This is a genomic window from Paenibacillus solanacearum (genome assembly GCF_910593845.1).
Taxonomy (GTDB): domain Bacteria; phylum Bacillota; class Bacilli; order Paenibacillales; family NBRC-103111; genus Paenibacillus_G; species Paenibacillus_G solanacearum.
Genome location: NZ_CAJVAS010000031.1, coordinates 58,759 through 79,174 on the forward strand (window position 1 = coordinate 58,759; position 20,416 = coordinate 79,174).

Genomic DNA, 20,416 nt, shown 5'->3' on the forward strand with positions numbered 1-20,416 from the left:
CCACAAACGTTTGTCACACCTTTATATCCATAATTTTTTGCGTCAAAAAAAAGCATCCTGCAAAGATGACAAGCGCGCCGGACATGATGAGCGGCCCTCCTCCTGTGTACAAAGGCTCCATATAATCCGGTGTGCTCCACGCCAGCGCAGCTACAATGACCAGAGGCGCTGCGGTCAGCACTTTGGCTTCGAACCGCTTCTGCGCAAGCAGCACCTTCGTCTCCTGCTCGATTTCGAGCTTGTCCTGCAGCAGAACCGCCGTACGGCGCACGACCTGTACGAGACTTCCGCCAAGCCGCTTGCACGTGACGAATACGTCGGCGAACTGTTCGATCTCTGCGATTCCCGCTCTTCGGCTGAAGCCGATCAAGCAAGCCTCCACCGTCTCGCCGTTCTCGATTTTCCGATTCATCACCTCAAGCTCTTTAATGATCATGACGCCGGAATCGGGATACAGCAGACGCAGATCGTTCAGCGCTTCCTGCAACGCCGATTCTACGGATCGTCCGGCGCCGAGCGCAGACGACAGCGCAGCGAGCAGTTGCTTAAACTGCAGCTTCATATTGTCTTTTTGCTTGCGGATTAACCCTTTGCGGTAAATGATCGGATACCCTGTGCCAAGAAGTGCGAAAACCATTACGGCAAGCGGCCGGTTGTAAAAAATGTATGCGATTCCCCCCAGCACAGCCGCTCCCCATATCGCGGACCACAGCAACTGGTTCATGGACATCGTGTAACTGTTGTAGTCGGGCAATACCGCCTTGGCTTCGCCGCCGCGTCTTCCAGGCCGCAATAGCGCAGCTTCATTGCGCAGCATGCCGATGACACTCGTCTTCAAGCGTCGACCTCCTTTCCTTGAACTGCACGTGGATAACACAGCACCGCCGTACAAGCCGCACCGGCATTATCGTTTGTCGATGCAGTCTTACTCGGTTAAGCGAGCCCCGCCATCTCCAGCTTCCAGACGCGCTGCATCGGCTGCCCGGTCGGCTGTAGTCCGCCAAGCACTTTCCCTTCCGGCGTAGTTCCCGTTTCCACGAAACGGTACAGCGAGTTCAGCTGGATCTCGCCGTCCGAGATTCCGGTGATTTCAGCGATTTCGGTGACCCGCCGGGAGCGGTCCCGAAGCCGCTGGAGGTGCACCATCACATCGATCGACGACGTAATCTGCTTGCGAACGACCTCCACCGGCAAATTGGCCGCCCCGCCCAGCACCATTGTCTCCAGACGGCTCAGCATATCTTTGACGGAATTGGCATGCCCCGTCGAGAGGCTGCCGTCATGCCCAGTGTTCATTGCCTGCAGCATATCAAGCGATTCGGCGCCCCTTACTTCGCCGACGATGATCCGGTTCGGGCGCATGCGAAGCGAGGAGCGAATCAAATCGCGAATCGTGATCTCCCCTTTTCCTTCGGTGTTCGCATTGCGCGTCTCCAGGCTGACCACGTTCGGGATGCCGCGAATTTGCAGTTCCGCCGAGTCCTCGATGGTAATGATTCGCTCGTCTGAGGGAATATACTGGGCGAGTGCGTTCAGAAACGTCGTCTTCCCCGAACCCGTCCCGCCGCCGATGAACAGGTTGTACTTGGCCCGCACCAGCCGGATCAAATGCTCGGCCGCTTCCTCCGTCAGCGCCCCCTTCCCGATCAAGTCGTCAAGTGTCAGCGGGTGCTCGGGGAATTTGCGGATCGTCATCGCCGGACCGCGCAGCGCGATCGGCGGCAGCACGATGTTGACCCGAGAGCCGTCTTTCAGCCTGGCGTCGACGATCGGACTGGACTCGTTCACCATCCGGTTCACTTTAGCGACGATAGCCTGGATCGTATCTTCCAACTTCTCGCTGCTTTCAAAGCGAATATCGGTTTCCAGCACTTGCCCATCCTTCTCGATAAAAATCTGGTCGTGCCTGTTGATCATAATTTCCGTAATGGAGCGATCGTCGACGAGCGGCTGCAACACATCCAGCCCCCGAAACGAGTTATACAGCTCCGTCACGAGCCGCTGCTTCTGACCGGCGGTCAGAAACGCGCTTCGGGAGTATGCAAACACCTCCTGTTCGATCATGTCCATCAGGCTTTCGTCCGACAAAGAATGGTTAAAATCGATACTGTCGGTAATGCGCTGTTTGAGCGCTTGTTTCGTTTCTGCGGACCACATGCTTTACGTCACCTCGCTGCCGCCTGGCCGGAATCGAGCAGCTCGGCGGCTGCCTGGGCAAAAGCGGAATGATACATATGCTCCACACGCGTAAATGCTTTCCATTCGGGCACGTATGGAAGCGAACCGTCGATGTCCAAGCCGATGTGCTTGAAATCGTTCAGTGCCGGTCCCGTCCGCTTGTTATGAACGAAAATCCGCTTATGCCCGGGCATATCCGCAAGCGCAGGTATTTCCTGTCTCCAGCGGCTCAGCAGCTCCGCCGTTTTTTGCAAATAGACGCAGTCATCGAGCAGCAGCCAGACGACCCGATCCGCCAACGCCAGTACACTGTGCCCCGCTTCGTTCGGACATGATTCGAGATCGACGACGAGCGTATCGTATATGCCCGCAGCCGCAATGCCGCCGATCATCGCCGCCGCGTCCGCTCCCGTCATCTCCCGCCATTCCGCGACATTCGCGGTCGGCGGAATGTAATCGAATTTGAAAGCGGGATGCTTCAGCTTCCACTTCTCCAGCCTGCCTGCAATATGCTGCGGGTTCGTCTTCGCATAATACAGCAAACCGGAAAAAGCTTCCGAGGACGCAGCGGCGTCCGCTGGGTACCATGCTCTTGACGGCAGCATCTCCAAGCTCAAGCAGCCAGTACGCTCTCCAAGCAGCGCCAGCTGCTGAGCCAAATGCACCGCCGTCACCGTCTTGCCCGCGCCGCCCGTTGTAGAATAGACAGCGACAACCTTCGTTCCTTTCGAACCGCGAAGCGGCTCGGATACGGAAAATTCGTTATAATGGGCGATGACTGCGGATACCAGCCGGTCCAACGGCTGGTATTTGCACAGCACCGGGTACTCGAGCAGCCCTTGACTTGGCGGATGATTGCTAATGATTACCGTGCAGCCGAGCTTGATGCGATATACCTCATCGGGCAGCGGCAGCCACGATTCATGAATCAGCAGGATGAACGGCTCCGTCGTCTCCTCCGCGAAGCGAAGCCCCTGTTCAAACACCTTGAAACACCGGACCGTGAACCGTGCCGCATCGTCCGAGGAGCGAATGTATGCGGAGAGCATGTCTCCGAAATACGCATCGGAGTCGAGCAGCACTAACGTCATTTTCGCGATAACGCACACCTCTCCTCACTTTTATTAATGAAATGCCCCATGAACCTTTGCTTTGCACGGCAAGGTGTATACCTAAACCGAACTCGGGTGCATTTCATTCGTCGGGCGTAGCCAGATCGCTTCAGATACTCCTCCTCCCCGCAGCTTGTTCTCCCCACGCCTTGAACTTTTAACTCGGGACAACAAAAAAAGCACGCGCTATGAAAGAACGTAATGTTCTAAACATAGCGGTGCTTCCGCATGTGAATTTACAATTTATTGTATCATATCATATTTTTAGGTAAACGTAAATAAGTTCTTGTCTGCAATTCCATCCGCACATGGAATGATTCCTCAGGCGAGGATTTACCGGCGCTGAGCGGCATAGGCTTGTTTGTTTCGTTCGATTTGCTGAATATGCCGGTCGACATGCTGAACGAACATCCTTACGATATCTTCCAGCGTTTGTTTGCCTGCCGTGTTATGCATTCCGGTTCGCTGCCAAACGTCGTCAGCTATATTTTCAAGAATGGGGGTCATGGAAGCGCGCAAAGCGCGGAACAAAAAAAGGTAGGTGTACATATCGAGCGACCGATAGTCGAGCCGCGAGGCCCACGCATCGGGATCGAACTTCAGCAGCGGCGGGTTATCTTCGGAAATGACGCGTTTCATGCGCTCAATGGCGTTGAGCTCCGCATCGCACAGATGAATCACCACTTCTTTGATGCTCCATTTGTCCGCCGCCGGCTTGAATACGAGCTGCTCCTCGCATAACCCGTCCATCGCCGAAACCAGCCGATCATAGCCTGCCGCGTAGCCTTGCACCAATGCTTCCATGTCCCCATCCAGCTCCTATCTTTATATATTATGCGCCGCCAACGTCCAGACGACCTTCGGTTTGTCGTACCGGTTCATCGTCTGTTCGTCCACGAATGCAATATCCCAATCCCGGAACAGCAGTTCAAGCGCCGGACGGTCAAAAAAACGTTTGCGCTTGCCTTTCCATTCGTAATAGTTCGGTTCGAGCATCGCGCCGCGGCCTGCTCCATACTCCACGTCTTTCGTCGAGTTCACCCGGCACAGCAGCATTCCTCCCGGCTTCAGCACGCCGCGGATTTCGGAGACGATCGCTTCCGTATCGCTCCAGGCAAAATAGTGCAGGCTCAAATCGGCGATGACCGCATACGCCGAGCTGCGCGCAAAGGGCAGCGGCTTCAGCAGATCAACCAGACGCGTATCTGCCTCCGGAGCAATTTCGTTCACGCGTTTCAACGCCTCCGGCGAAAGATCGCAGGCGATCACGGAAAAGCCGCGCTCTGTCAAATACAGCGTGTCGTTGCCTGCGCCGCAGCCCAAATCGATCACGGGCGTAGCCTTCGATGGCGACAGCTCCGCCAAAAACGGCTCCAGCCAATGATCGTATTGGACCTGCCTCGCATGTATATTCCGGTAAATGTCGTCCCAGAACTGTCTCTCCTCCATATGCCCTCCTTTTTTTCACGACAAACGGCTTTGTCTCGTTACCGAAACAAAGCCTTGGGATTTTACTTACAATCGGATCATAAATAGCGTCAGCTCATCGCGGTTATGAAACAGCTGCTTGGCCTGCTGCAGCTCCAATTCCGGCGACAAGTCCCCGACCGCTTCGCGCAGCGACTGGAATGCTTTCTTATGCATCAGCTTCAGCGTAATGACGGCCGTCCCTCCGGGCTGAAGCGCGTACAGCAGCCCTTTGACGAGCTTCGTCATTTGCCGGTGCCCCCAGCTCATGTCGCAGACGAGCAGATCAAATGTGCCGTCCGCAAACGTCACGTCTCCGGCATTTTTTTGCAGCCACGTCAGCTTCGGATGGTGCAGCAGCGCAGCATCCAGCTTCGCCGGATCGACAGCCGTCACCTGCAGCCCGCGTTCCAGCAGCAGCGAGGTCCAGCCTCCCGGCGCCGCTCCGATATCCAGCGCAGAACGGTATTGCGCGAAATCGAGCCCGAAGGCGGCTTCCGCTTCGAGCAGCTTGAATTTGGCCCGCGAGATTTGACCTTCCTCGCGCCGAAACCGGATCGCGCCTCCCGGCCAATCGGACAAATTGTCCTGCGGCTTGGACATGCCCGCATACAGCTTCCCGTCCGTCAAGAAGACGGACACGATACGGTCCACATCCTTGACGGCGGGAATGGCGGCAAAGTCCGTATCCAGCACCCGGTCCAGCTCCTGCTTAAGCCCCGCAGGCGTGCATTCGCCCGCGTACTGCTCCGTTCGCCGCACTTGAACGGCTATACGCATGCCGGCCCACGATTCGTCTCCGTGACCAAGCAAGTCTCCGATCCCTTGCAGCGCTTCCCGTTCGGAGCCATGCCAATCGCGCTGCACGTCGACGGGCTGCATGTGCCGAAGAAACACAGGCGGACGCTCCAGCAGCCGGTCGATCGCCTCGCCTCGCAGCATGTCGGCAAACGCAAACAGAAAAACTTCGTTGGGCACAAGCCATTGAAAGCTGACGGGCGTATCCGTCAAGCGGCGAATTTCTTCCTGCGCCTGCTGCGCGAACCCGCGATTCGATGTACCGATAAACGCAGCTCCGCTCATGATAACACCTTGATCCATGGCCGGCCGTTGAGCCACTCGAGACGAATCGGCACCTGGTACGCCTGATATAAGTTTTGCTCCGTCAGCACTTCGCGCTTCGGACCGGAAGCGATAATACGTCCTTGCTCGATCAGGACGACATGGCTGAACATCGGCATAATTTCTTCGATATGATGCGTCACGTAGATCACGGTCATCTGCTGCTGACCCAGCTCGTTGACAGTTTCCAAGAGCCGCTCGCGTTCAAACAAATCGAGACCCGAGCAAGGCTCGTCCATAATAAGAATGGACGGACGCGTCATGAGGGAACGGGCGAGCATGACCTTCTTGCGCTCCCCTTGCGATAAAGTGCCCAGGGGCTGATGGGCCAGATGTCCCAGCTTTACGCTTTCGAGCATGCCGATCGCTTTTTCCTTCACACCTGCCGGAATTTCCTCGTAAAAACGAAGAAAACCGAATTCCCCGGTCGCGACCACTTCCCATACGGAATCGCCCGGATTCAGCTTCTCATACAGCGATTGGCTGATATAACCGATTTGCTTGCGCACTTCTCTGACGTCGCACTGGCCGTATACGTTGCCGAGCACGGTCACTTGACCTTTACTTGGGAACTGGTAGCCGTTCATCATTTCGAGAATCGTCGTTTTCCCGGAACCGTTTCGGCCGAGAATGACCCAATGCTCCCCTTGCTTCACTTCCAAAAGTACATCTGATAAAATATGGCGTTCTTCCCGGATAAATTGAATCGCATTCAGCGACAACACTTGTGACATCGTTAGCACCAGCCTATTCTTGATCGGATTCGGCAACCTCCATGAGGATTTCGGCAGGCATTGGCCCATTGCATAAAATCGTATGATCCGGCTTGCCCGGATATAGCGCCTGATACATCGTCTGCCTGCCTCCCTCGCTCGATGTATGAAAATAAATGCGTCTCGGGTACTTCCCCGAGGAAACGATATAATTCGCCACGCTCATGCCACTCGGCTGTCCCCAGCCCAAATCGTAATCGAGCGACAGCACGTCGACATCGAACGCTTCGAGCAGCATGACGCATTCTTCCGCACTGCGCGCAAGCACAAACCCTTTCGGGCAAGCGCGGTAATCATCCAAATAAATATGAATCAATGCAGCATCAGCTCCTTGACCCTGCGGATTTCGGGGGCGTGCGACGAATGCTGCGGCACCGGCGTTTCAAGCACGAGCGGCAGCTCCCCCAACTGCCGGAGCTTGCCCGAGCGCAGCAGGGCGGCAAATCGGGCTTCGCCGATGGCGCCTTGTCCTATCATGGCATGCCGATCTTTGCACGCGCCTCCGGGATATACGGAGTCGTTCAGATGCACGGCGCGAAGCGCCTGTAAATACCCAAGCTGTTCCGCCTTCAGCTCCAGCTGCTCCCAAGCCCCGTCCGCCGTGGACCACAAGCCGGAGGCAAAGGCGTGGCACGTGTCGAAGCAAAAGCCAACCAGCTGCGGATACGCGCATAAGCTGCGAATCTGAACAAGCTCCTCGAGCGTCGTACCCATGGCGGTGCCTTCGCCAGCCTGGTTCTCGATCAGCACTATCGCGCGGCCCGTATATCCCGAAAGCGTATCATTTAAACATTGTATAATATTTTTGTAGCCTTGTAACGGGTCTGACCCTTTATATTTGCCAAAATGAACGATAATGCCGATGGAACCGCATGCATCCGCAATATCCAGATCGTTGCGCAGCGAAGCGATCGTCGCTTCGCGCAGCGAGCCGTCTTCAATCGCGAGATTGGTAGGATACGGCGTATGGGCGATACTGAGCAATCCGTGCTCCCGGCAAAACGCGGCGCAGTGCTCGGCATCGTGACGGTTAAACGACTTGACGGACAAGCTTCGCGGGTTTTTAGGGAAATATTGGAAAGAAGCGGCCTCCAGCTTCACCGCTGTTTTGGCCGCTTCCAAATACCCGCCCCGAATGCTGATATGGCAGCCGATCTGCATGCCGCACGCTCCTTTACTGCTGGCATTGAAGACAGCAGAACGATTTTTTGGAGGAAACCTCTTGTCTTGCAATCGGATTGCCGCACCGCTCGCACGGCTCCCCCTCCCGGTCGTACACCCTGCAGCGCTCGTCGAAACCGCCGGTTAGCGCGTCTTCCTTGAACAAAGGCATCTCCATATAGCCGCCATAACGCGCAGCCTCGGACAGCACTTCCTTCATGGACGCATAAAGCGTTTCAATCTCTCGCTCCGCTAGCGACGAAGTGCGGCGGGCCGGCAGCAGCCTCGCTTGAAAGCATATTTCGTCGCTGTAGCAATTACCGATGCCGGCCAGTACGCTTTGATCGACAAGGCTGTTTTTGAGCGTGCTGTTTTTATGGCGAAGCCGCTCCGCCATCCGGTCCGGCGTGAGCTGCGGATCGAACGGCTCCGGTCCCAGCTTCGCAAAGAGAGAGGCAAGCTCCGTCTCATCGTGAAGATGCAAATACCCAAGCCGGAGCCCGATAAAAAATAGATGCTCTTCCCCGAAGGAGAGCCTCACTTGGATGGAACGATCGGGCTTGTCTTCCATCCTCCCGTAAACCATCATGCCGCCCAGCATGAGATGCAGCACAAGCACCTTCCGGTTCGTCAGGTGAAACAACAAATGCTTCGCCCTCCGGTCGACCCGGCTTACCGCCTGTCCTTCCACCTCCCGGCAAAACTGCTCCGGCGAGACATTGATCGACTTCTCCCGGCCGATCTCCACCGCCGTAATCGTCCGGCCGACGATGCGTCCGACGAGCAAACCACGGTAATTTTCCATTTCTGGAAGTTCCGGCATCCGTTATTCCCCCTCCAGCATTATTCATCACACTGGATTCCCATATCCGTCCGATTTTATACGCTTTGCTCCAGCGGCAGCGCCAGCTGCTCTGCCTGGATCGGCCCCCGCTCGCCCGTTTCCGCGCGAGTTTGGCGCGTTTTCGTCTTCGTCCTCGGCTTTTGCACCGTATTCGCTGCGGCCGCAGCCGCCTTGCGTTCCAGGCGTTCGATTCGTTTGCGCAGCGCATCCGCTTCCTTAACCTCGTCCGTCCCCTTGACGCCGCCGGTTGAGACCGAGGCCCCTACCCTGCTGCGTCCGGAGCCAGACTTCTCCCGGCTCCCCTGCCTCATCTTCAGTGCCGCCCGCTGCCGCAGCTTCTCGAGCGCCATAACCGCATACTGCCGCGCCGTTTCCCACTGCTTCTCCCGATGCTCGTAATGCATCGAGAGCTCGACATAAGGCTCCATCGACGCGATACCATGCTCTCCCTTGAGCTCAATGTAACGCTGCCACAGCCGGCATGCGTCGGCATAGCGTCCGAGCCGCTTGTAATACTGGGCGAGCGGCAGCCAATACGCCGCGCCGTCGGTTGTCCCGGCGACATTGCCGCTGGCAAGCGACGCTCTGCCGATACTCTCCGCATCCGCGACCCAGCCAGAAGTCTCCGCTGTAGACACATCTACATGCGTATCGTTTGCCGGATTCGCGCCGTCTTGCGAATCCCCGTCATCGTATCGACGCTCCGCCGCATCCTTGGTTTCGCCGCGCAGCGAAGCTTCGTACAATGCATCCATTGCGCCTTCCGCCGCCTCGCGCATGCCGACTTTATCCAGCCATAATCCCATACGGAACCATTCCTCATAGCCGTACGGACGAACCTCGCGCCAATCGATCCGGCCGCTCAATACGCCGGCGAAATGAACCGCAAGCCCCGCTAGCGATAAAATATCCAGCTCATTATGGATGAATACGCCGTGCAATACGGAAGGATCTTTCTCCGCCAAGTACTGAAAATAAAGCGCCGGAGCTAACGAACCCGGAACGTCGTCTTCCCGGTGCACAAGGAGACGCTCCTCTTCCACGTTGCCGAGCCGGCACGACGGCAGTGAATGCTTCCACAAACTGCGGGAAGGGTATAAGAAGTCAATATGTCCTTTCGGTTCGGCCCGGAGCGTCATGCGGTTCATAATATAGCGGTTTTTCACGATCGGCCAATCGAATGACTTGCCGTTGTAGGAAATGACGATCGGATAACGCTCGAGCTTCTCCTGAAGATAAGCAAGCATCGCAATCTCTTCGCCCGGGTGACGGATGAGCATCTGCTCCACCGTATAATTGCCGCCTTCATAAAACCCGATGCCGACCATAAAAGGAACGTTGCCCGCACCGAGGCCGAGGCCGGTTGTTTCCGTATCGATAAACAACAGCCGTTCATGGAACTTCATCGGATCTTCCTCAACCGATTTGGCCGTCGGATCTTCCTCCCGACGACGGCCGCCGGTCAAATAAAGCGGGCGCAAATGCGCACCCTCACTTTGCAGATCCGACAGCCGGTACTTTCCGTGCCGGTACCCAGGCGCGTATGTGCGCCGGCGCAGCACGAACGATCCCCAGTCCGTCGTCTCCATCCGTCCGCCTACCGTCTCCCATTCATCGGACGCAGCGGCGGCAGACACGCAAGCGGATGCAAGCCCGCAAGCGGCGTTGGTACCCGTGCCGGCTTCCAGCTCGGGCTCGGTCTCAACTCCGGCCGAATCAGAGCCGCGGACTTCCGGCTCCAGTGCCGAAGCCGGCTTTTTATGCCGCAGCAGCCTTTCCTTCAGCGAGCTCATCGCATCCCCTCCCCGTGCCGCCGTGCGGCGATTGCGTCGATCCCGTTCATATGGCCTCCAGCAGTTGGATACTTTTTTGTTTGGCGTGAAGGCCTTCGATTTCCGTTCCGATACATGAAGGACAGCCCTCTTCGCAAGGACATTTGCGAATCAGGTTTCTTGCCGCCGCTTTGATTTCATCGAAACGCCTGTACACGTCTTCGGCAAGTCCGATTCCTCCGGGATAATGGTCGTATATGAATATGGTGGGCAGCTGCGTATGCTCGGCCCTGATTTGCGAAACGACGTGAATATCGCTCCGGTCGCACATGACATGAATCGGAACGATATGTCTCAGCACATTGGAAATGCCTAGCAGCAGCTGCTCCAGCGTCTTCGTTCCAAGCGCCGGGTCGACCTCTCTCAGCTCGATCCAGGTCGCGCTCGTGTGCAGCTCTTCCTCCGGCAAGTTGATAGGCCCGTAGCCAATGTTTTCGAAGCTGGTCAAACGAATTTTTTTGAAAATGGTCGGCATCGCATTGACCCGGACCTCGCCTTGATGAATGGAGCTTACGCGCCTCATTTCCGTCCTGTCGATATCGAGCACGTTCAGCTTTACCGCCATGTTCGCGTCCGTGTAATATTCTACGTCTACTTCCCGTACATACGCCTTCTTATGATCCCAATCCAGCTTTTCGACTTGAAACTGCACGCCTTCGTGCAAATAAATAGCTTCGTCATGCAGCAAGGTCATCGCGCTGAAACGGTCCATTTCGCCGATAATTTTAACGTTGGCGATGTCAGACTGGTCGACGATGACGACGTTCTCCTGCGCGGCGGAGCGCAAGCTGACTTCGCTTGCAGGGAATGACTGATTCGCCCAATAAAACGTATCGCCGGCATGATGCAGCACTTTTTCCTCCACCAAGTATTCCAATAAATCTTGTATATCCAGCGGCCCGAACGATTCGACCTGCTTGAGGGGGAGCTCGTAGGCGGCGCAGCGCAAATGATCGACGAGAATAATCAGATTTTCCGGGTTAATTCTGGCGGATTCCGGGGACCGGTCAAAGAAGTATTCGGGATTGTGCACGATATACTGGTCTATCGGCGTGTTGCTTGCGACCATGAGGACCAGAGCTTCCCCATGCCGTCTTCCGGCGCGACCCGCCTGCTGCCATGTGCTTGCGACGCTGCCTGGGTACCCCGTCATGACGCACACTTGCAGCTGTCCGATATCGACGCCAAGCTCCAGCGCATTCGTGCTGACGACGCCCAATATGTCCCCGTTCCGTAGCCCGCGCTCGATCTCCCTGCGCTGCTGCGGCAAGTAGCCGCCCCGGTAGCCCCTAATGGACTTCGACCCAATATCGTTCTTCACGAGCTCCTGCAGATGGCTTAATATAATTTCCACTCTCACCCGGGAACGGGCAAACACGATCGTCTGTATTTTATTGGCCAAAAATAGCCTGGCAAGCTGGTTCACCTCGACGGTGGCGCTTTTGCGAATGTTTAGCGCCTTGTTCGTGATCGGCGGGTTATAAAATACAAAATGCTTCCGCCCTCTAGGGGCTCCATTGTCGTCAATCAAGCGCATCGGACGGCCCGTGAGCTGTTCCGCCAATTCCTTCGGGTTGGCGATCGTCGCGGAGGTGCAGATGAACAGCGGACTGCTGCCGTAAAACTCGCAGATGCGCTTCAGCCTGCGAATCACGTTGGCGACATGGCTGCCGAACACGCCCCTGTATGTATGAAGCTCGTCAATGACGATGTATTTGAGGTTGCTGAACAAGCTTACCCATTTCGTATGATGCGGGAGAATAGCGGCGTGCAGCATATCTGGGTTCGTAATGACGATATGCCCTGCCGTTCTTACGATCTGCCTGATCGCCGGAGAGGTATCGCCGTCATAAGTGAAGCTTTTGATGTCTATTCCCATTTCCGCGATAATTTCGTTCAGTTCGCTCTTCTGATCCTGCGCCAGCGCCTTCGTCGGGAACAAGTACAGTGCGCGGCTGCCGTCGTCTTCGGCAATCGCCTGAAGCACTGGAAGGTTATAGCAGAGCGTTTTGCCCGAAGCAGTCGGCGTAACGGCGACGATATTCTCGCCTTTGCGTACCGTCTCATAAGCAGTGTGCTGATGCGTGTATAGCTGCTCAATTCCTCTTTTTCCCAGCGCGTCCCGTATTCGCGGATCCACGCTTTCTGGCATCGGCCTTGTCTTCGCCTCTTGCGGCTCTACCTCATGCCAGTTGACGATATGTTCATTTGCTCTTAGCTGCTGAATCAGATCGGAAATTGATTTTTTTCCAATCATATGTTTGTCACCCCGTTACAGAACGATCGCAGGCCCGCCGCTTGCGGCCAAGCCTTATCCTCTCGCCTTTTCTCACATTGCACTACATTCATTATATCGAATGCATGTTCGGGCATCAACACAAATAAAAGACCTGACCGGATATACTCCGAATCAGGTCTTGAGCAGCTGGGCCTACGTCGAATCTTGATGGATCGGCGCAAGGAAACAGGTGGAAACTTCGGCAAAAATGTCATTTCCTGCGCTTGCCCGGGAAATGTCTCTATCAATCTATAGGTGCCCCGGAGAATCGTCGTAGTCGAAACGGAAGCTGTTCCGTACGTGCATGGAATCGACCGCATACGGCCGCATGGCCATAGCGGCCCGTGCTTGCAGCTTCGTCAGCACTTCGTAATACGGATCCGCCTTCGATTCGTCCTGCTGCGCCTTGATAGCAATGCGCAATGCTTGGTCGATCAACACGATATCTTGACTGGTGAAATCCATGACCTCATCCCTTCCGGATACTATACAATCCAATACAATTGTGCATGATGATCTGGATTCTATTATTGCCCGGCAAGAGTCGCTTCATACCGCGGTGTACCGTGCAAAATCGGGTCCTCTTTTCTTTGTATAGCGGCTAATGGTAAATTAGAGAAGTAAAGAGAATCCCATTACGCAAAAGGAGCAACCGATCATGAATCATTCCGCACAGCTGTCCGAAGAGGTGCAAGCCGCACGCGTACCGGAGCACGAGATCAGCCCGCTCGTATTAAACCGCTGGTCTCCCCGCTCCTTCCTGGATCGGGACATCCCCGAGGAAGACTTGCTGGCGCTGTTCGAAGCGGCCCGCTGGGCGCCTTCCGCAAGCAATGAGCAGTCGTGGCGCTTTATATTGGCCCGCAAGCCGGAACATCGCGCGACGTTCTACGAGTTCATCAACCCGAGCAATCGCGTGTGGTGCGAGAAAGCGCCTGCGCTCGCCCTTGTGCTGTCCAAAAAAACGAACGCGCAAGGCCAGGTTCACGCCCATCATGCTTTCGATACCGGTACGGCCACGGGCCTGCTCGCGCTTGAAGCGACCCGGCGCGGTCTGAGTACTCATTCCATGGGCGGCTTCGACCGCGACAAAGCCCGCAGCATCCTCGGCATCTTCGACGATTACGAGCTGCATTCTGTTATCGCTATCGGCTACCGCGGGCCGAAAGACGCGCTGCCGGAAGCGCTGCAGGCACGCGAGCAGCCGTCGACCCGGCGCCCGCTCAGTGACATCTTGTTCGAAGGCAACATGTAACACAGCACTATCCCGGCGTTCAAGCCTTTGCACACGCGGCAAGGCTTGGACGCTTTTATTGTCTCGCTGGACTCCACAAGCTGCTTCCGGATCCGCCGCCCTCGCTTCCTCCAGGTACATCGCTGCCGAGCAGTAACGATGTCGTCGCGCCCCCCGTATTGATTTTCGTATTGCCGCCGTTGTTCGTAAAATCGCCTCCGACCGCCACCGAACCGCCGGCGCGCAGATTCACGCTTTGATTGGACAAAAATTGATTTTGCACCAGCACGTCGCCAAGCGGCGCGGATACGATCGAGTCCTGGTTCACGGTCAGCTCTCCGGCCAGCAAATCGCTGCCCAGCTCCAGGCTCGTCACCTGATTGAGCAGCAGCCTATTGCGAACGACCAGCTTGCCCACCTTCGCCGGCGTATTGCTGTTGAAGGTCATCTGGCCGGCATACAGCATGCCGGGCACGGTCATCGATACGGACTGGTTGCCCGTGAACGAGCCTTTCACATAAAGATTCCCGTATGCGCCGCTGCCGCTTTTGTCCAGCTTGAGTTCGGACACGCTTTTGTTGAACATAATCGTATTTTTTACGATCAGATCACCGGTCATGTTGATCGATCCAAACTGATTGAACGTCACGTTATTGAAGATAAGGATGACCGGCCGCGAAGGCGTGCTGAAGTTCAGCGTCGTATCGTTATTGAAATTGATGTCGTACGCCATTTTGATGACGACGGGGTTTTTCGTGCTCGCATTGACGGCACTTTTGATGTCCGCTTCGCTGCCGCATGTGCACAAGGTCGCATTCGCTTCCAGCGAGGCGATATAGTCGTTCGCGCTTTTCTCGTAATAGGCAAGCGCGTCGCCGATTGCTTTTTGCAGCGAATTGTTCTTGACGACCGTAACGCTGCTCGGAAGCCTTGTCGTATTCCCTTGGACAAACACGCGCTGCGGCGATACCGGCGACGGGTCACGCAGCGACGGATCGGTTGAGATCACGGTTCCCGTTCTGGGCGGCGATGAAGCGTTGATCGTGTAAGTTACCGTCTTCGTTCGCTTCGCATAGCCCGCTCCTGCGGTAACGGAGCATGTGACGGTGTACACGTTGTTAGCCGGACCGGCTTTTGTCAGCTTGTAAGAAACGGGCGTTCCCTCCGGTAGCTTGTAGTCCTTCTGGATAAAACCCGGGTACCCGTTCAGAAAATCGTCCCGGCTGCCGGAGCTGTACGAATCGAGATAGGCAATGAACGACTCCATTCCGCTGACCGCCAGGTTGGTCGCGATGACGCTGTTCTGGTCCGAGACGTTCGTAGCCGAATCGGTGGACGTCAAAAAAATGACCGTCGATGCGACAACCGCCATTACGGCGGATATGATCAACACGTACAGCAGGGCTGCCGCGCCGCGCTCATTGCTTGCTGCGTTCAACTTCTAACGACCTCCCGACAAACAGCGCCTATTTCGATGTAATATCGAGCATCAGTTTGACGCTCGTGCTTTCCGCGTGCGGAACGACGGTTCTTGCGCCGCCGATCGACACTTTTTGATATTGAAATACGATGTCGATCGTGATCAGCTGTCCGTCCTTCAACATAACGGAAGGCACCGACTCGCCGCCGGCTTGCTTGTAAGCGACGGAAACGACCGCTTTGTGAAGCGTAACCGGATTCGTATACAGCGAACGGTGCGCTGCGATGGAGATCGCACCGTTTGCAAATTGCGCCGCATCGTTAGCCGCATTGCCGTCGCTGCTGAAATCGTAGATCGTCAGCGTTCGGTTCGCGCTATCGAATACAACTGCTTTATACACGTTGCCCATCTTATACCTTAGCTCACTGTTGCCCGCATAATAGACAGCCTGCGTCGAATCCGCCAGCTGCGTGGCAAGCGTGGTCATCGCGTACTTCGCCGCAGAACGGTCCCTGAACGTCCGGGATTCGGAATCGGACAAATGCAGCACCGACGACAACAGCATGGCGGCAACGCCAAGCAGCATCGTCCCGATCGTGATGGAGGCAAGCAGTTCGACTAACGTAAGCCCTCGTTCATTACGCCATTGTTTCATCATACGAAATATTAACTCCATGAAACGGTGACCGTTAAAATTTGGGGGACCGCCTGAATCAGCACGACCGCTTGCAGCGAAATATGGCGCGCTGCGGTGGATGCCGTGGCGTATTGGCCCGGATTCGACATCTCCGAAAGCTGATACGTTACGGTATAACCGGGCACGGCTGGATTCGGAGGTAATGCTTTTTGGGTCCGAATGTATACTCTCGCCTTGCTCAGTTGATCTTCTGCGACATGTCTGGCCTCCACCCGCTGGACGGATTGGCTGCGGGACAGCAGAGAGTAGCCGGAAATGTTCATAAACGATAGGACGAGGATACCGAGGATAACGATGACGGCCATCACTTCGATCAACGATAATCCTTTTTCGCCACGAAGAACAAGAATGCCTACGTTTTTCATCACGAACCGCAACCTTCACCGTTATTTGCTCGCATCCGACGTTTTTTGCCGAAGCAGCGCATTGACTTTTTCCGCGTTCGACTTAAAGATCGACCAGGCCAAATAGTAATCATCGAGGTTTTTCGCCTGCCATCCGCTGCGCAGCATTTCCGTCGCCGCCATCAGCTTCTCGAACCCCGTGGACAGCTCCTCGTCCTTTAAATCACGGGCCAGAACGTTCAACCGCGAAAACCGCCCCACCGTCTTCTTCATGCTCTCGGTGTCGTCAGTCTTCATTTGCTCCAGCAATCCGCTCATCGTCTGGTTGTATTCAAACGTAACATATTGATATACGCCCTGCTGGGAGGCGGTAAACAGCTCATTGCTTTTATCGACGAAAAAGTCCAGATTGACGGAACGGTCTGCCTCATCCCACGATACGGTCGCGCCGAGCAGTTCGGATAAATTTTTGATCGGCACATAAACGGAACCGTTATAAATGATCGAATCTTTGGATAGCGGCGCCGACTGGCCGTTCATTTTGACCTGTACGCGGTCGAAATACACTTCGATCGTCTGGTAACGCCCTTCCGCCCAGGCCAAGCTGCTTACGGCCAGCATCGAGACGATCGCTAGGGCTATGGCATACTTCCGTTTCATCGCTTTCTCCTCCGTGCGGTTTCATCATAAAATCCATTGGTTCAACGCGGGGCGGCGGCCGGGCTCAGCATTTTCCAATACTGGTCGTCGGGAATAAGCGGGCTTGGCTTCGATTCGAAGCCGCTGGCCGGAATCGCAGGCATATCGGGGAAGATCGAGGCGTACTGCCCCGCATAATATATTTCGAGGCTCATGCTGATGCGGACGAGCGGCTCTTCCGGCTGTGCGGAAGCTTCCGCGACCGCCTTCTGGCCTGTCGAATCCATCTGCCAAGCTGTCACCGCAACTACACGTTCCAGCTGATTCGCCTGATTGAAAAAATCGACGACCTGCGCATAGGTCCCTATCCCGTTCAACGTTATGCTCGATGTCTGGAATCCGAGACCGGACGCCGCCTGTGCGGACGAAGCGTTCGGCTGCGGCGATGCTGCCGCCGAGCCCGCTCCCTTCGATGAGACGGATGGAACGCCGCCGCCCAACGCCCCCGCCCCGTTCAACGACGGTGCGCTCATTTTCAGCTGGCCGTTCAGCGCTGCGTTCATATCGTCTACCGGCTGCTTATTTTTGTCATCTCCGATTCGGATCGACGACAGGACGACGCCGGACTTTTGCTCCAGCTCTTTGAGGCTGAGCAGTAAGCGCGATAGCTCTTCTCTCGTCGGTACTTGCCTGACCAACTGTTCGATCTCCAGGTCCGTCGCTTTCGCCGGAACCGGACTTCCCTCGATCGCCGCCAGCTCTCTGCTCGCCTGGTTGTACTGCGAATCATAAACGAACTTTTCCTGGAGCAGCGGCATCAGCTTGTAGGCAACCATCATCCCGTTCACCGCGATCCCGGCGCATACAGCCAGCGCGAGGTAAAAGCCGGGCCGGTGTAATTTCATGAGTTGCTGCTTCCAATCCTCGGTTTTCATATACCCCCCGCTACCTTTTCGAAAGTGGTTTTAGCGTCAGCTCTAGCGAGACGTTATAATAAGCGACAGCCAAATCACCGGATGGCATCGCCGCATTGCCTTGATCCGCCTGCGTCGACGGGACATTCGAACCGGATCCCGCTGCCCTGCCGATTTGCGTTCGCTTCAGCTCTTCCAGCGATTTCTTCGCCGCTTCCAGCTCTTGACTGCTGAAAGGACTGCTCCCCTTGATGCCTCCGGCTTCCCCCGATTCGCTGCGATTTTGGGAAGGCTTCTCCGGCAATTCCAGCTGAAACTGCTGCTTCGATACTTGCCGGTTCATAAGCCAGTCCAGCTCGTTCAGCAGTTCATCCGATGAGGTTGCGGACGGCTTCTGTCCGTCCTGTATCGATCGAATATATTCTTCCTGCGTCAGCACTTTGGGCGCGGTAGCGGTGGCGGACGGCGCTGCCGGCACGCTCATGCCGGGATTGTTCTGTCCCTGCCCCGCGACAGAATTGGCATTTGCCGGAAGCGGGTTTGACGCCGCAGCCGAGAACGACTCCTTCTCCTGCTTCTCGATTCCCGACACTTGCACGGATTGAAAAAAACCGGACTGCTGGAGGACAGACACATATTCGGCTGCTCGCTTCCAGTCGGCAAACTCCATATGCATCGTCATCTTATCGCGTTCTTTAACCCCCATTGCGACGACGCGAGCCGCCGGCGGGACATGTTGGGACAAAAATTCAAACACCGGAACCCAGTTGGTGCGGTTCGCTTTCAATTTGGTTAAATCGGCATTCATCGTATTGAAATACACTGTGCGCGGATCGATTTGCCTTGACGCGGTCAACTGCTCCATCCGCGTTTTCATTTGACGGATTTGGGCGAGCTGCGTATCCGCATTTCCGTGATAACGAACAATGAAGGTCGAGATGAGCACGGCAGCCAGCACAGATGCGCCGATGGTGCCCGCAAGAAGCGGAATGAACGCTTTCTCCAGGACAGGCTTCCTGGGTATTAAGTTAATGTCACGCAATCTTTATCTCTCCCTGAGCGCCAATCCGATGGGGACGGAGTATGATGTCGTTTCGCCTTGAAGGTGAGACGCAGACACATCTGCGCCGTAATCGAGCAGAGTCACCTGCATGCCAAGCCGCTGCTCCAGATGCATTTGAATTTCGGTTATTCTCGGAACGTCGCCCGACAGCATGACCAGCTGAAACTCATGCTCCCTGTTCTTGAGCGTGTACCGGTAAAAATTAATCAATCGTTCCAGCTCATGCGCCAAATCGTTGCAGGCCGAATAAAAATCGTCTTCGATCCCGTCCGGTAGAAAAGACAGCAAACCGGCAACGGTCTCTATAGCATTCGTCGCGTCGTTCTCCCTGCCAAATAGAAGCGAGACGGTGCGCGTTATTTTCAACTGGCCGTCGTGGAAAATGCTGATGTCGGTCACCGCCTCGTTCACATCGACGAGCAGGAACGGCCTGGATGCCTCTTCGCTATAGGCCATCTCGATCAATCGCAGCAGCGATAAAGCTTTAATCTCCACGCTTGCGGCCGTCAGACCGGAAGACTCCGCGATGGCGACATATTCGTCGATTACATCACGGGGAGCGGCTATCAGCATGACATCGCACAGCGCTTGCCCCTGCTGCGTCGCGCTGCTCTCGCCAAAAGCGAAGGGATCGGCCGTTTCTTGCGACGCCGCCGCTTCCTTGATCGACAAGTCATCCGCCTTCGTTCGCCCCCGGCTTTCCTCCTGCTTCGCGAGCCGCCGAGCCCACTGCTTGCGGTTATGCATCCCGTTCAGCTTGCAGAAATCGTAATACGGCTCGTCAAAAGGCAAGTGAATATGATGCTGCACCTCGAAGTCGATTACTTTTTTCAATTCCGTTTCGGGGATATCCGGAAGCTTCAAAAAACGAACCATCACTGCCTGGCCCGAGGCGACCATGTGCACCTTTCTGCGCTTCCATCCGTATCTTGCGACCATCTCTTGCAGCGTCAAAATGACGCGGGGCATGTCTTGAATTTTACCGTCAACGACCGCTCCGCTTGGGAGCCTCTCGGCGCACATTTGGGCAATGACCGGCCGTGTACCCGACCGTTTCTTCAGCTCGACGATTTTGATCTGCTGATCCGTAATTTCAATACCAAGGGAGGAGCTTGCGCGTTGAAACAGATCCCGTATCGACCGTATGAATTTCCCCATGGCGTTGCGCTCGCTCCTTTGCTATTGAATCTTTCGCAGTTCTTTCATTTTATCATATCTAGAAGTGTGGTGAAAAACACCACGAATACTCGATATGGTAGAATAATAGAAATACCTGATTAGAAATGAGGAACAGTTATGCGAGCAGCAAAACGGACCGGGGTCCAGCCACAACTATTT

The 20,416-nt window shown here is 55.6% G+C and carries 21 protein-coding genes; 1 reads left to right on the forward strand and 20 read right to left on the reverse strand.

The features are described 5' to 3' along the window. Positions 1–13: 13 nt before the first annotated feature. From KXG62_RS24640 to KXG62_RS24700, 13 genes are all read right to left on the reverse strand, one after another. On the reverse strand, positions 14–838 hold the full coding sequence (locus KXG62_RS24640) for a type II secretion system F family protein (RefSeq protein WP_246627623.1): 825 nt from the start codon (positions 836–838) through the stop codon (positions 14–16). A 95-nt stretch (positions 839–933) separates the two neighbouring features. Beyond that, positions 934–2,157 carry a TadA family conjugal transfer-associated ATPase gene (locus KXG62_RS24645; RefSeq protein ID WP_218094678.1) on the reverse strand — a complete coding sequence of 408 codons (1,224 nt, stop codon included), beginning with the start codon at positions 2,155–2,157 and terminating at the stop codon, positions 934–936. 8 nt (positions 2,158–2,165) lie between these two features. Next, entirely contained in the window at positions 2,166–3,269 is a 1,104-nt protein-coding gene (locus KXG62_RS24650; RefSeq protein ID WP_218094679.1) for a CpaE/TadZ family protein, read from the reverse strand. A 354-nt stretch (positions 3,270–3,623) separates the two neighbouring features. Beyond that, positions 3,624–4,094 (reverse strand): DinB family protein, encoded by a 471-nt coding sequence (locus KXG62_RS24655; RefSeq protein WP_218094680.1) that lies wholly within the window; start codon positions 4,092–4,094, stop codon positions 3,624–3,626. A 21-nt stretch (positions 4,095–4,115) separates the two neighbouring features. Next, positions 4,116–4,739 (reverse strand): class I SAM-dependent methyltransferase, encoded by a 624-nt coding sequence (locus KXG62_RS24660; RefSeq protein ID WP_218094681.1) that lies wholly within the window; start codon positions 4,737–4,739, stop codon positions 4,116–4,118. 66 nt (positions 4,740–4,805) lie between these two features. Then, the gene (locus KXG62_RS24665; protein WP_218094682.1) at positions 4,806–5,840 is read right to left on the reverse strand and encodes an SAM-dependent methyltransferase; all 1,035 of its coding nucleotides are present in this window, start codon (positions 5,838–5,840) and stop codon (positions 4,806–4,808) included. Beyond that, positions 5,837–6,613, reverse strand: coding sequence for an ABC transporter ATP-binding protein (locus KXG62_RS24670; RefSeq protein WP_218094683.1), 777 nt, complete (start codon positions 6,611–6,613; stop codon positions 5,837–5,839). The genes KXG62_RS24665 and KXG62_RS24670 overlap by 4 nt, the downstream gene beginning before the upstream one ends. A gap of 13 nt (positions 6,614–6,626) precedes the next feature. Next, positions 6,627–6,968 carry a cyclic-phosphate processing receiver domain-containing protein gene (locus tag KXG62_RS24675; protein WP_218094684.1) on the reverse strand — a complete coding sequence of 114 codons (342 nt, stop codon included), beginning with the start codon at positions 6,966–6,968 and terminating at the stop codon, positions 6,627–6,629. Continuing rightward, a complete protein-coding gene (locus tag KXG62_RS24680; RefSeq protein ID WP_218094685.1) occupies positions 6,965–7,813 on the reverse strand; it encodes a deoxyribonuclease IV in 849 nt (282 codons plus the stop codon). The genes KXG62_RS24675 and KXG62_RS24680 overlap by 4 nt, the downstream gene beginning before the upstream one ends. A gap of 13 nt (positions 7,814–7,826) precedes the next feature. Then, positions 7,827–8,636, reverse strand: coding sequence for a bifunctional DNA-formamidopyrimidine glycosylase/DNA-(apurinic or apyrimidinic site) lyase (gene mutM, locus KXG62_RS24685; protein ID WP_218094686.1), 810 nt, complete (start codon positions 8,634–8,636; stop codon positions 7,827–7,829). Positions 8,637–8,692: 56 nt separating this feature from the next. After that, positions 8,693–10,450 (reverse strand): ribonuclease H-like domain-containing protein, encoded by a 1,758-nt coding sequence (locus tag KXG62_RS24690; protein WP_218094687.1) that lies wholly within the window; start codon positions 10,448–10,450, stop codon positions 8,693–8,695. A gap of 46 nt (positions 10,451–10,496) precedes the next feature. Continuing rightward, positions 10,497–12,743 carry a DEAD/DEAH box helicase gene (locus KXG62_RS24695; RefSeq protein ID WP_218094702.1) on the reverse strand — a complete coding sequence of 749 codons (2,247 nt, stop codon included), beginning with the start codon at positions 12,741–12,743 and terminating at the stop codon, positions 10,497–10,499. A gap of 273 nt (positions 12,744–13,016) precedes the next feature. After that, entirely contained in the window at positions 13,017–13,232 is a 216-nt protein-coding gene (locus KXG62_RS24700) for a hypothetical protein (RefSeq protein ID WP_218094688.1), read from the reverse strand. Between the two features lie 193 nt (positions 13,233–13,425). Between KXG62_RS24700 and KXG62_RS24705 the strand changes: the two genes are divergently transcribed. Beyond that, entirely contained in the window at positions 13,426–14,022 is a 597-nt protein-coding gene (locus KXG62_RS24705; RefSeq protein WP_218094689.1) for a nitroreductase family protein, read from the forward strand. 55 nt (positions 14,023–14,077) lie between these two features. Here KXG62_RS24705 and KXG62_RS24710 read toward each other — a convergent pair whose 3' ends face one another. Genes KXG62_RS24710 through pilM form a run of 7 tightly spaced genes read right to left on the reverse strand, consistent with a single transcriptional unit; the run spans position 14,078 to position 20,236 of the window. Next, positions 14,078–15,439 carry a hypothetical protein gene (locus KXG62_RS24710; protein WP_218094690.1) on the reverse strand — a complete coding sequence of 454 codons (1,362 nt, stop codon included), beginning with the start codon at positions 15,437–15,439 and terminating at the stop codon, positions 14,078–14,080. 28 nt (positions 15,440–15,467) lie between these two features. After that, entirely contained in the window at positions 15,468–16,079 is a 612-nt protein-coding gene (locus KXG62_RS24715) for a PulJ/GspJ family protein (RefSeq protein WP_218094691.1), read from the reverse strand. A gap of 8 nt (positions 16,080–16,087) precedes the next feature. Then, on the reverse strand, positions 16,088–16,483 hold the full coding sequence (locus KXG62_RS24720) for a type IV pilus modification PilV family protein (protein WP_246627625.1): 396 nt from the start codon (positions 16,481–16,483) through the stop codon (positions 16,088–16,090). A gap of 21 nt (positions 16,484–16,504) precedes the next feature. Beyond that, positions 16,505–17,122: a stalk domain-containing protein gene (locus tag KXG62_RS24725; RefSeq protein ID WP_218094693.1), complete on the reverse strand. Its 618-nt coding sequence runs from the start codon at positions 17,120–17,122 to the stop codon at positions 16,505–16,507. 41 nt (positions 17,123–17,163) lie between these two features. Further along, positions 17,164–18,006 (reverse strand): hypothetical protein, encoded by an 843-nt coding sequence (locus KXG62_RS24730; RefSeq protein WP_218094694.1) that lies wholly within the window; start codon positions 18,004–18,006, stop codon positions 17,164–17,166. 40 nt (positions 18,007–18,046) lie between these two features. Continuing rightward, the gene (locus tag KXG62_RS24735) at positions 18,047–19,057 is read right to left on the reverse strand and encodes a PilN domain-containing protein (protein ID WP_218094695.1); all 1,011 of its coding nucleotides are present in this window, start codon (positions 19,055–19,057) and stop codon (positions 18,047–18,049) included. A 3-nt stretch (positions 19,058–19,060) separates the two neighbouring features. After that, complete coding sequence (gene pilM / locus KXG62_RS24740; RefSeq protein WP_218094696.1) at positions 19,061–20,236, reverse strand: type IV pilus biogenesis protein PilM; 1,176 nt, start codon at positions 20,234–20,236, stop codon at positions 19,061–19,063. Positions 20,237–20,416 lie beyond the last annotated feature (180 nt).

What these genes read in the sequence shown, in the direction of transcription:
- KXG62_RS24700 (WP_218094688.1), bottom strand. Translation starts at nt 13,232, where the DNA reads ATGGATTTCACCAGTCAAGATATCGTGTTGATCGACCAAGCATTGCGC.
- KXG62_RS24665 (WP_218094682.1), bottom strand. Translation starts at nt 5,840, where the DNA reads ATGAGCGGAGCTGCGTTTATCGGTACATCGAATCGCGGGTTCGCGCAG.
- KXG62_RS24650 (WP_218094679.1), bottom strand. Translation starts at nt 3,269, where the DNA reads ATGACGTTAGTGCTGCTCGACTCCGATGCGTATTTCGGAGACATGCTC.
- KXG62_RS24660 (WP_218094681.1), bottom strand. Translation starts at nt 4,739, where the DNA reads ATGGAGGAGAGACAGTTCTGGGACGACATTTACCGGAATATACATGCG.
- pilM (WP_218094696.1), bottom strand. Translation starts at nt 20,236, where the DNA reads ATGGGGAAATTCATACGGTCGATACGGGATCTGTTTCAACGCGCAAGC.
- KXG62_RS24705 (WP_218094689.1), top strand. Translation starts at nt 13,426, where the DNA reads ATGAATCATTCCGCACAGCTGTCCGAAGAGGTGCAAGCCGCACGCGTA.
- KXG62_RS24730 (WP_218094694.1), bottom strand. Translation starts at nt 18,006, where the DNA reads ATGAAATTACACCGGCCCGGCTTTTACCTCGCGCTGGCTGTATGCGCC.
- KXG62_RS24670 (WP_218094683.1), bottom strand. Translation starts at nt 6,613, where the DNA reads ATGTCACAAGTGTTGTCGCTGAATGCGATTCAATTTATCCGGGAAGAA.
- KXG62_RS24715 (WP_218094691.1), bottom strand. Translation starts at nt 16,079, where the DNA reads ATGATGAAACAATGGCGTAATGAACGAGGGCTTACGTTAGTCGAACTG.
- KXG62_RS24720 (WP_246627625.1), bottom strand. Translation starts at nt 16,483, where the DNA reads ATGAAAAACGTAGGCATTCTTGTTCTTCGTGGCGAAAAAGGATTATCG.
- KXG62_RS24655 (WP_218094680.1), bottom strand. Translation starts at nt 4,094, where the DNA reads ATGGAAGCATTGGTGCAAGGCTACGCGGCAGGCTATGATCGGCTGGTT.
- KXG62_RS24690 (WP_218094687.1), bottom strand. Translation starts at nt 10,450, where the DNA reads ATGAGCTCGCTGAAGGAAAGGCTGCTGCGGCATAAAAAGCCGGCTTCG.
- KXG62_RS24645 (WP_218094678.1), bottom strand. Translation starts at nt 2,157, where the DNA reads ATGTGGTCCGCAGAAACGAAACAAGCGCTCAAACAGCGCATTACCGAC.
- mutM (WP_218094686.1), bottom strand. Translation starts at nt 8,636, where the DNA reads ATGCCGGAACTTCCAGAAATGGAAAATTACCGTGGTTTGCTCGTCGGA.
- KXG62_RS24680 (WP_218094685.1), bottom strand. Translation starts at nt 7,813, where the DNA reads ATGCAGATCGGCTGCCATATCAGCATTCGGGGCGGGTATTTGGAAGCG.
- KXG62_RS24725 (WP_218094693.1), bottom strand. Translation starts at nt 17,122, where the DNA reads ATGAAACGGAAGTATGCCATAGCCCTAGCGATCGTCTCGATGCTGGCC.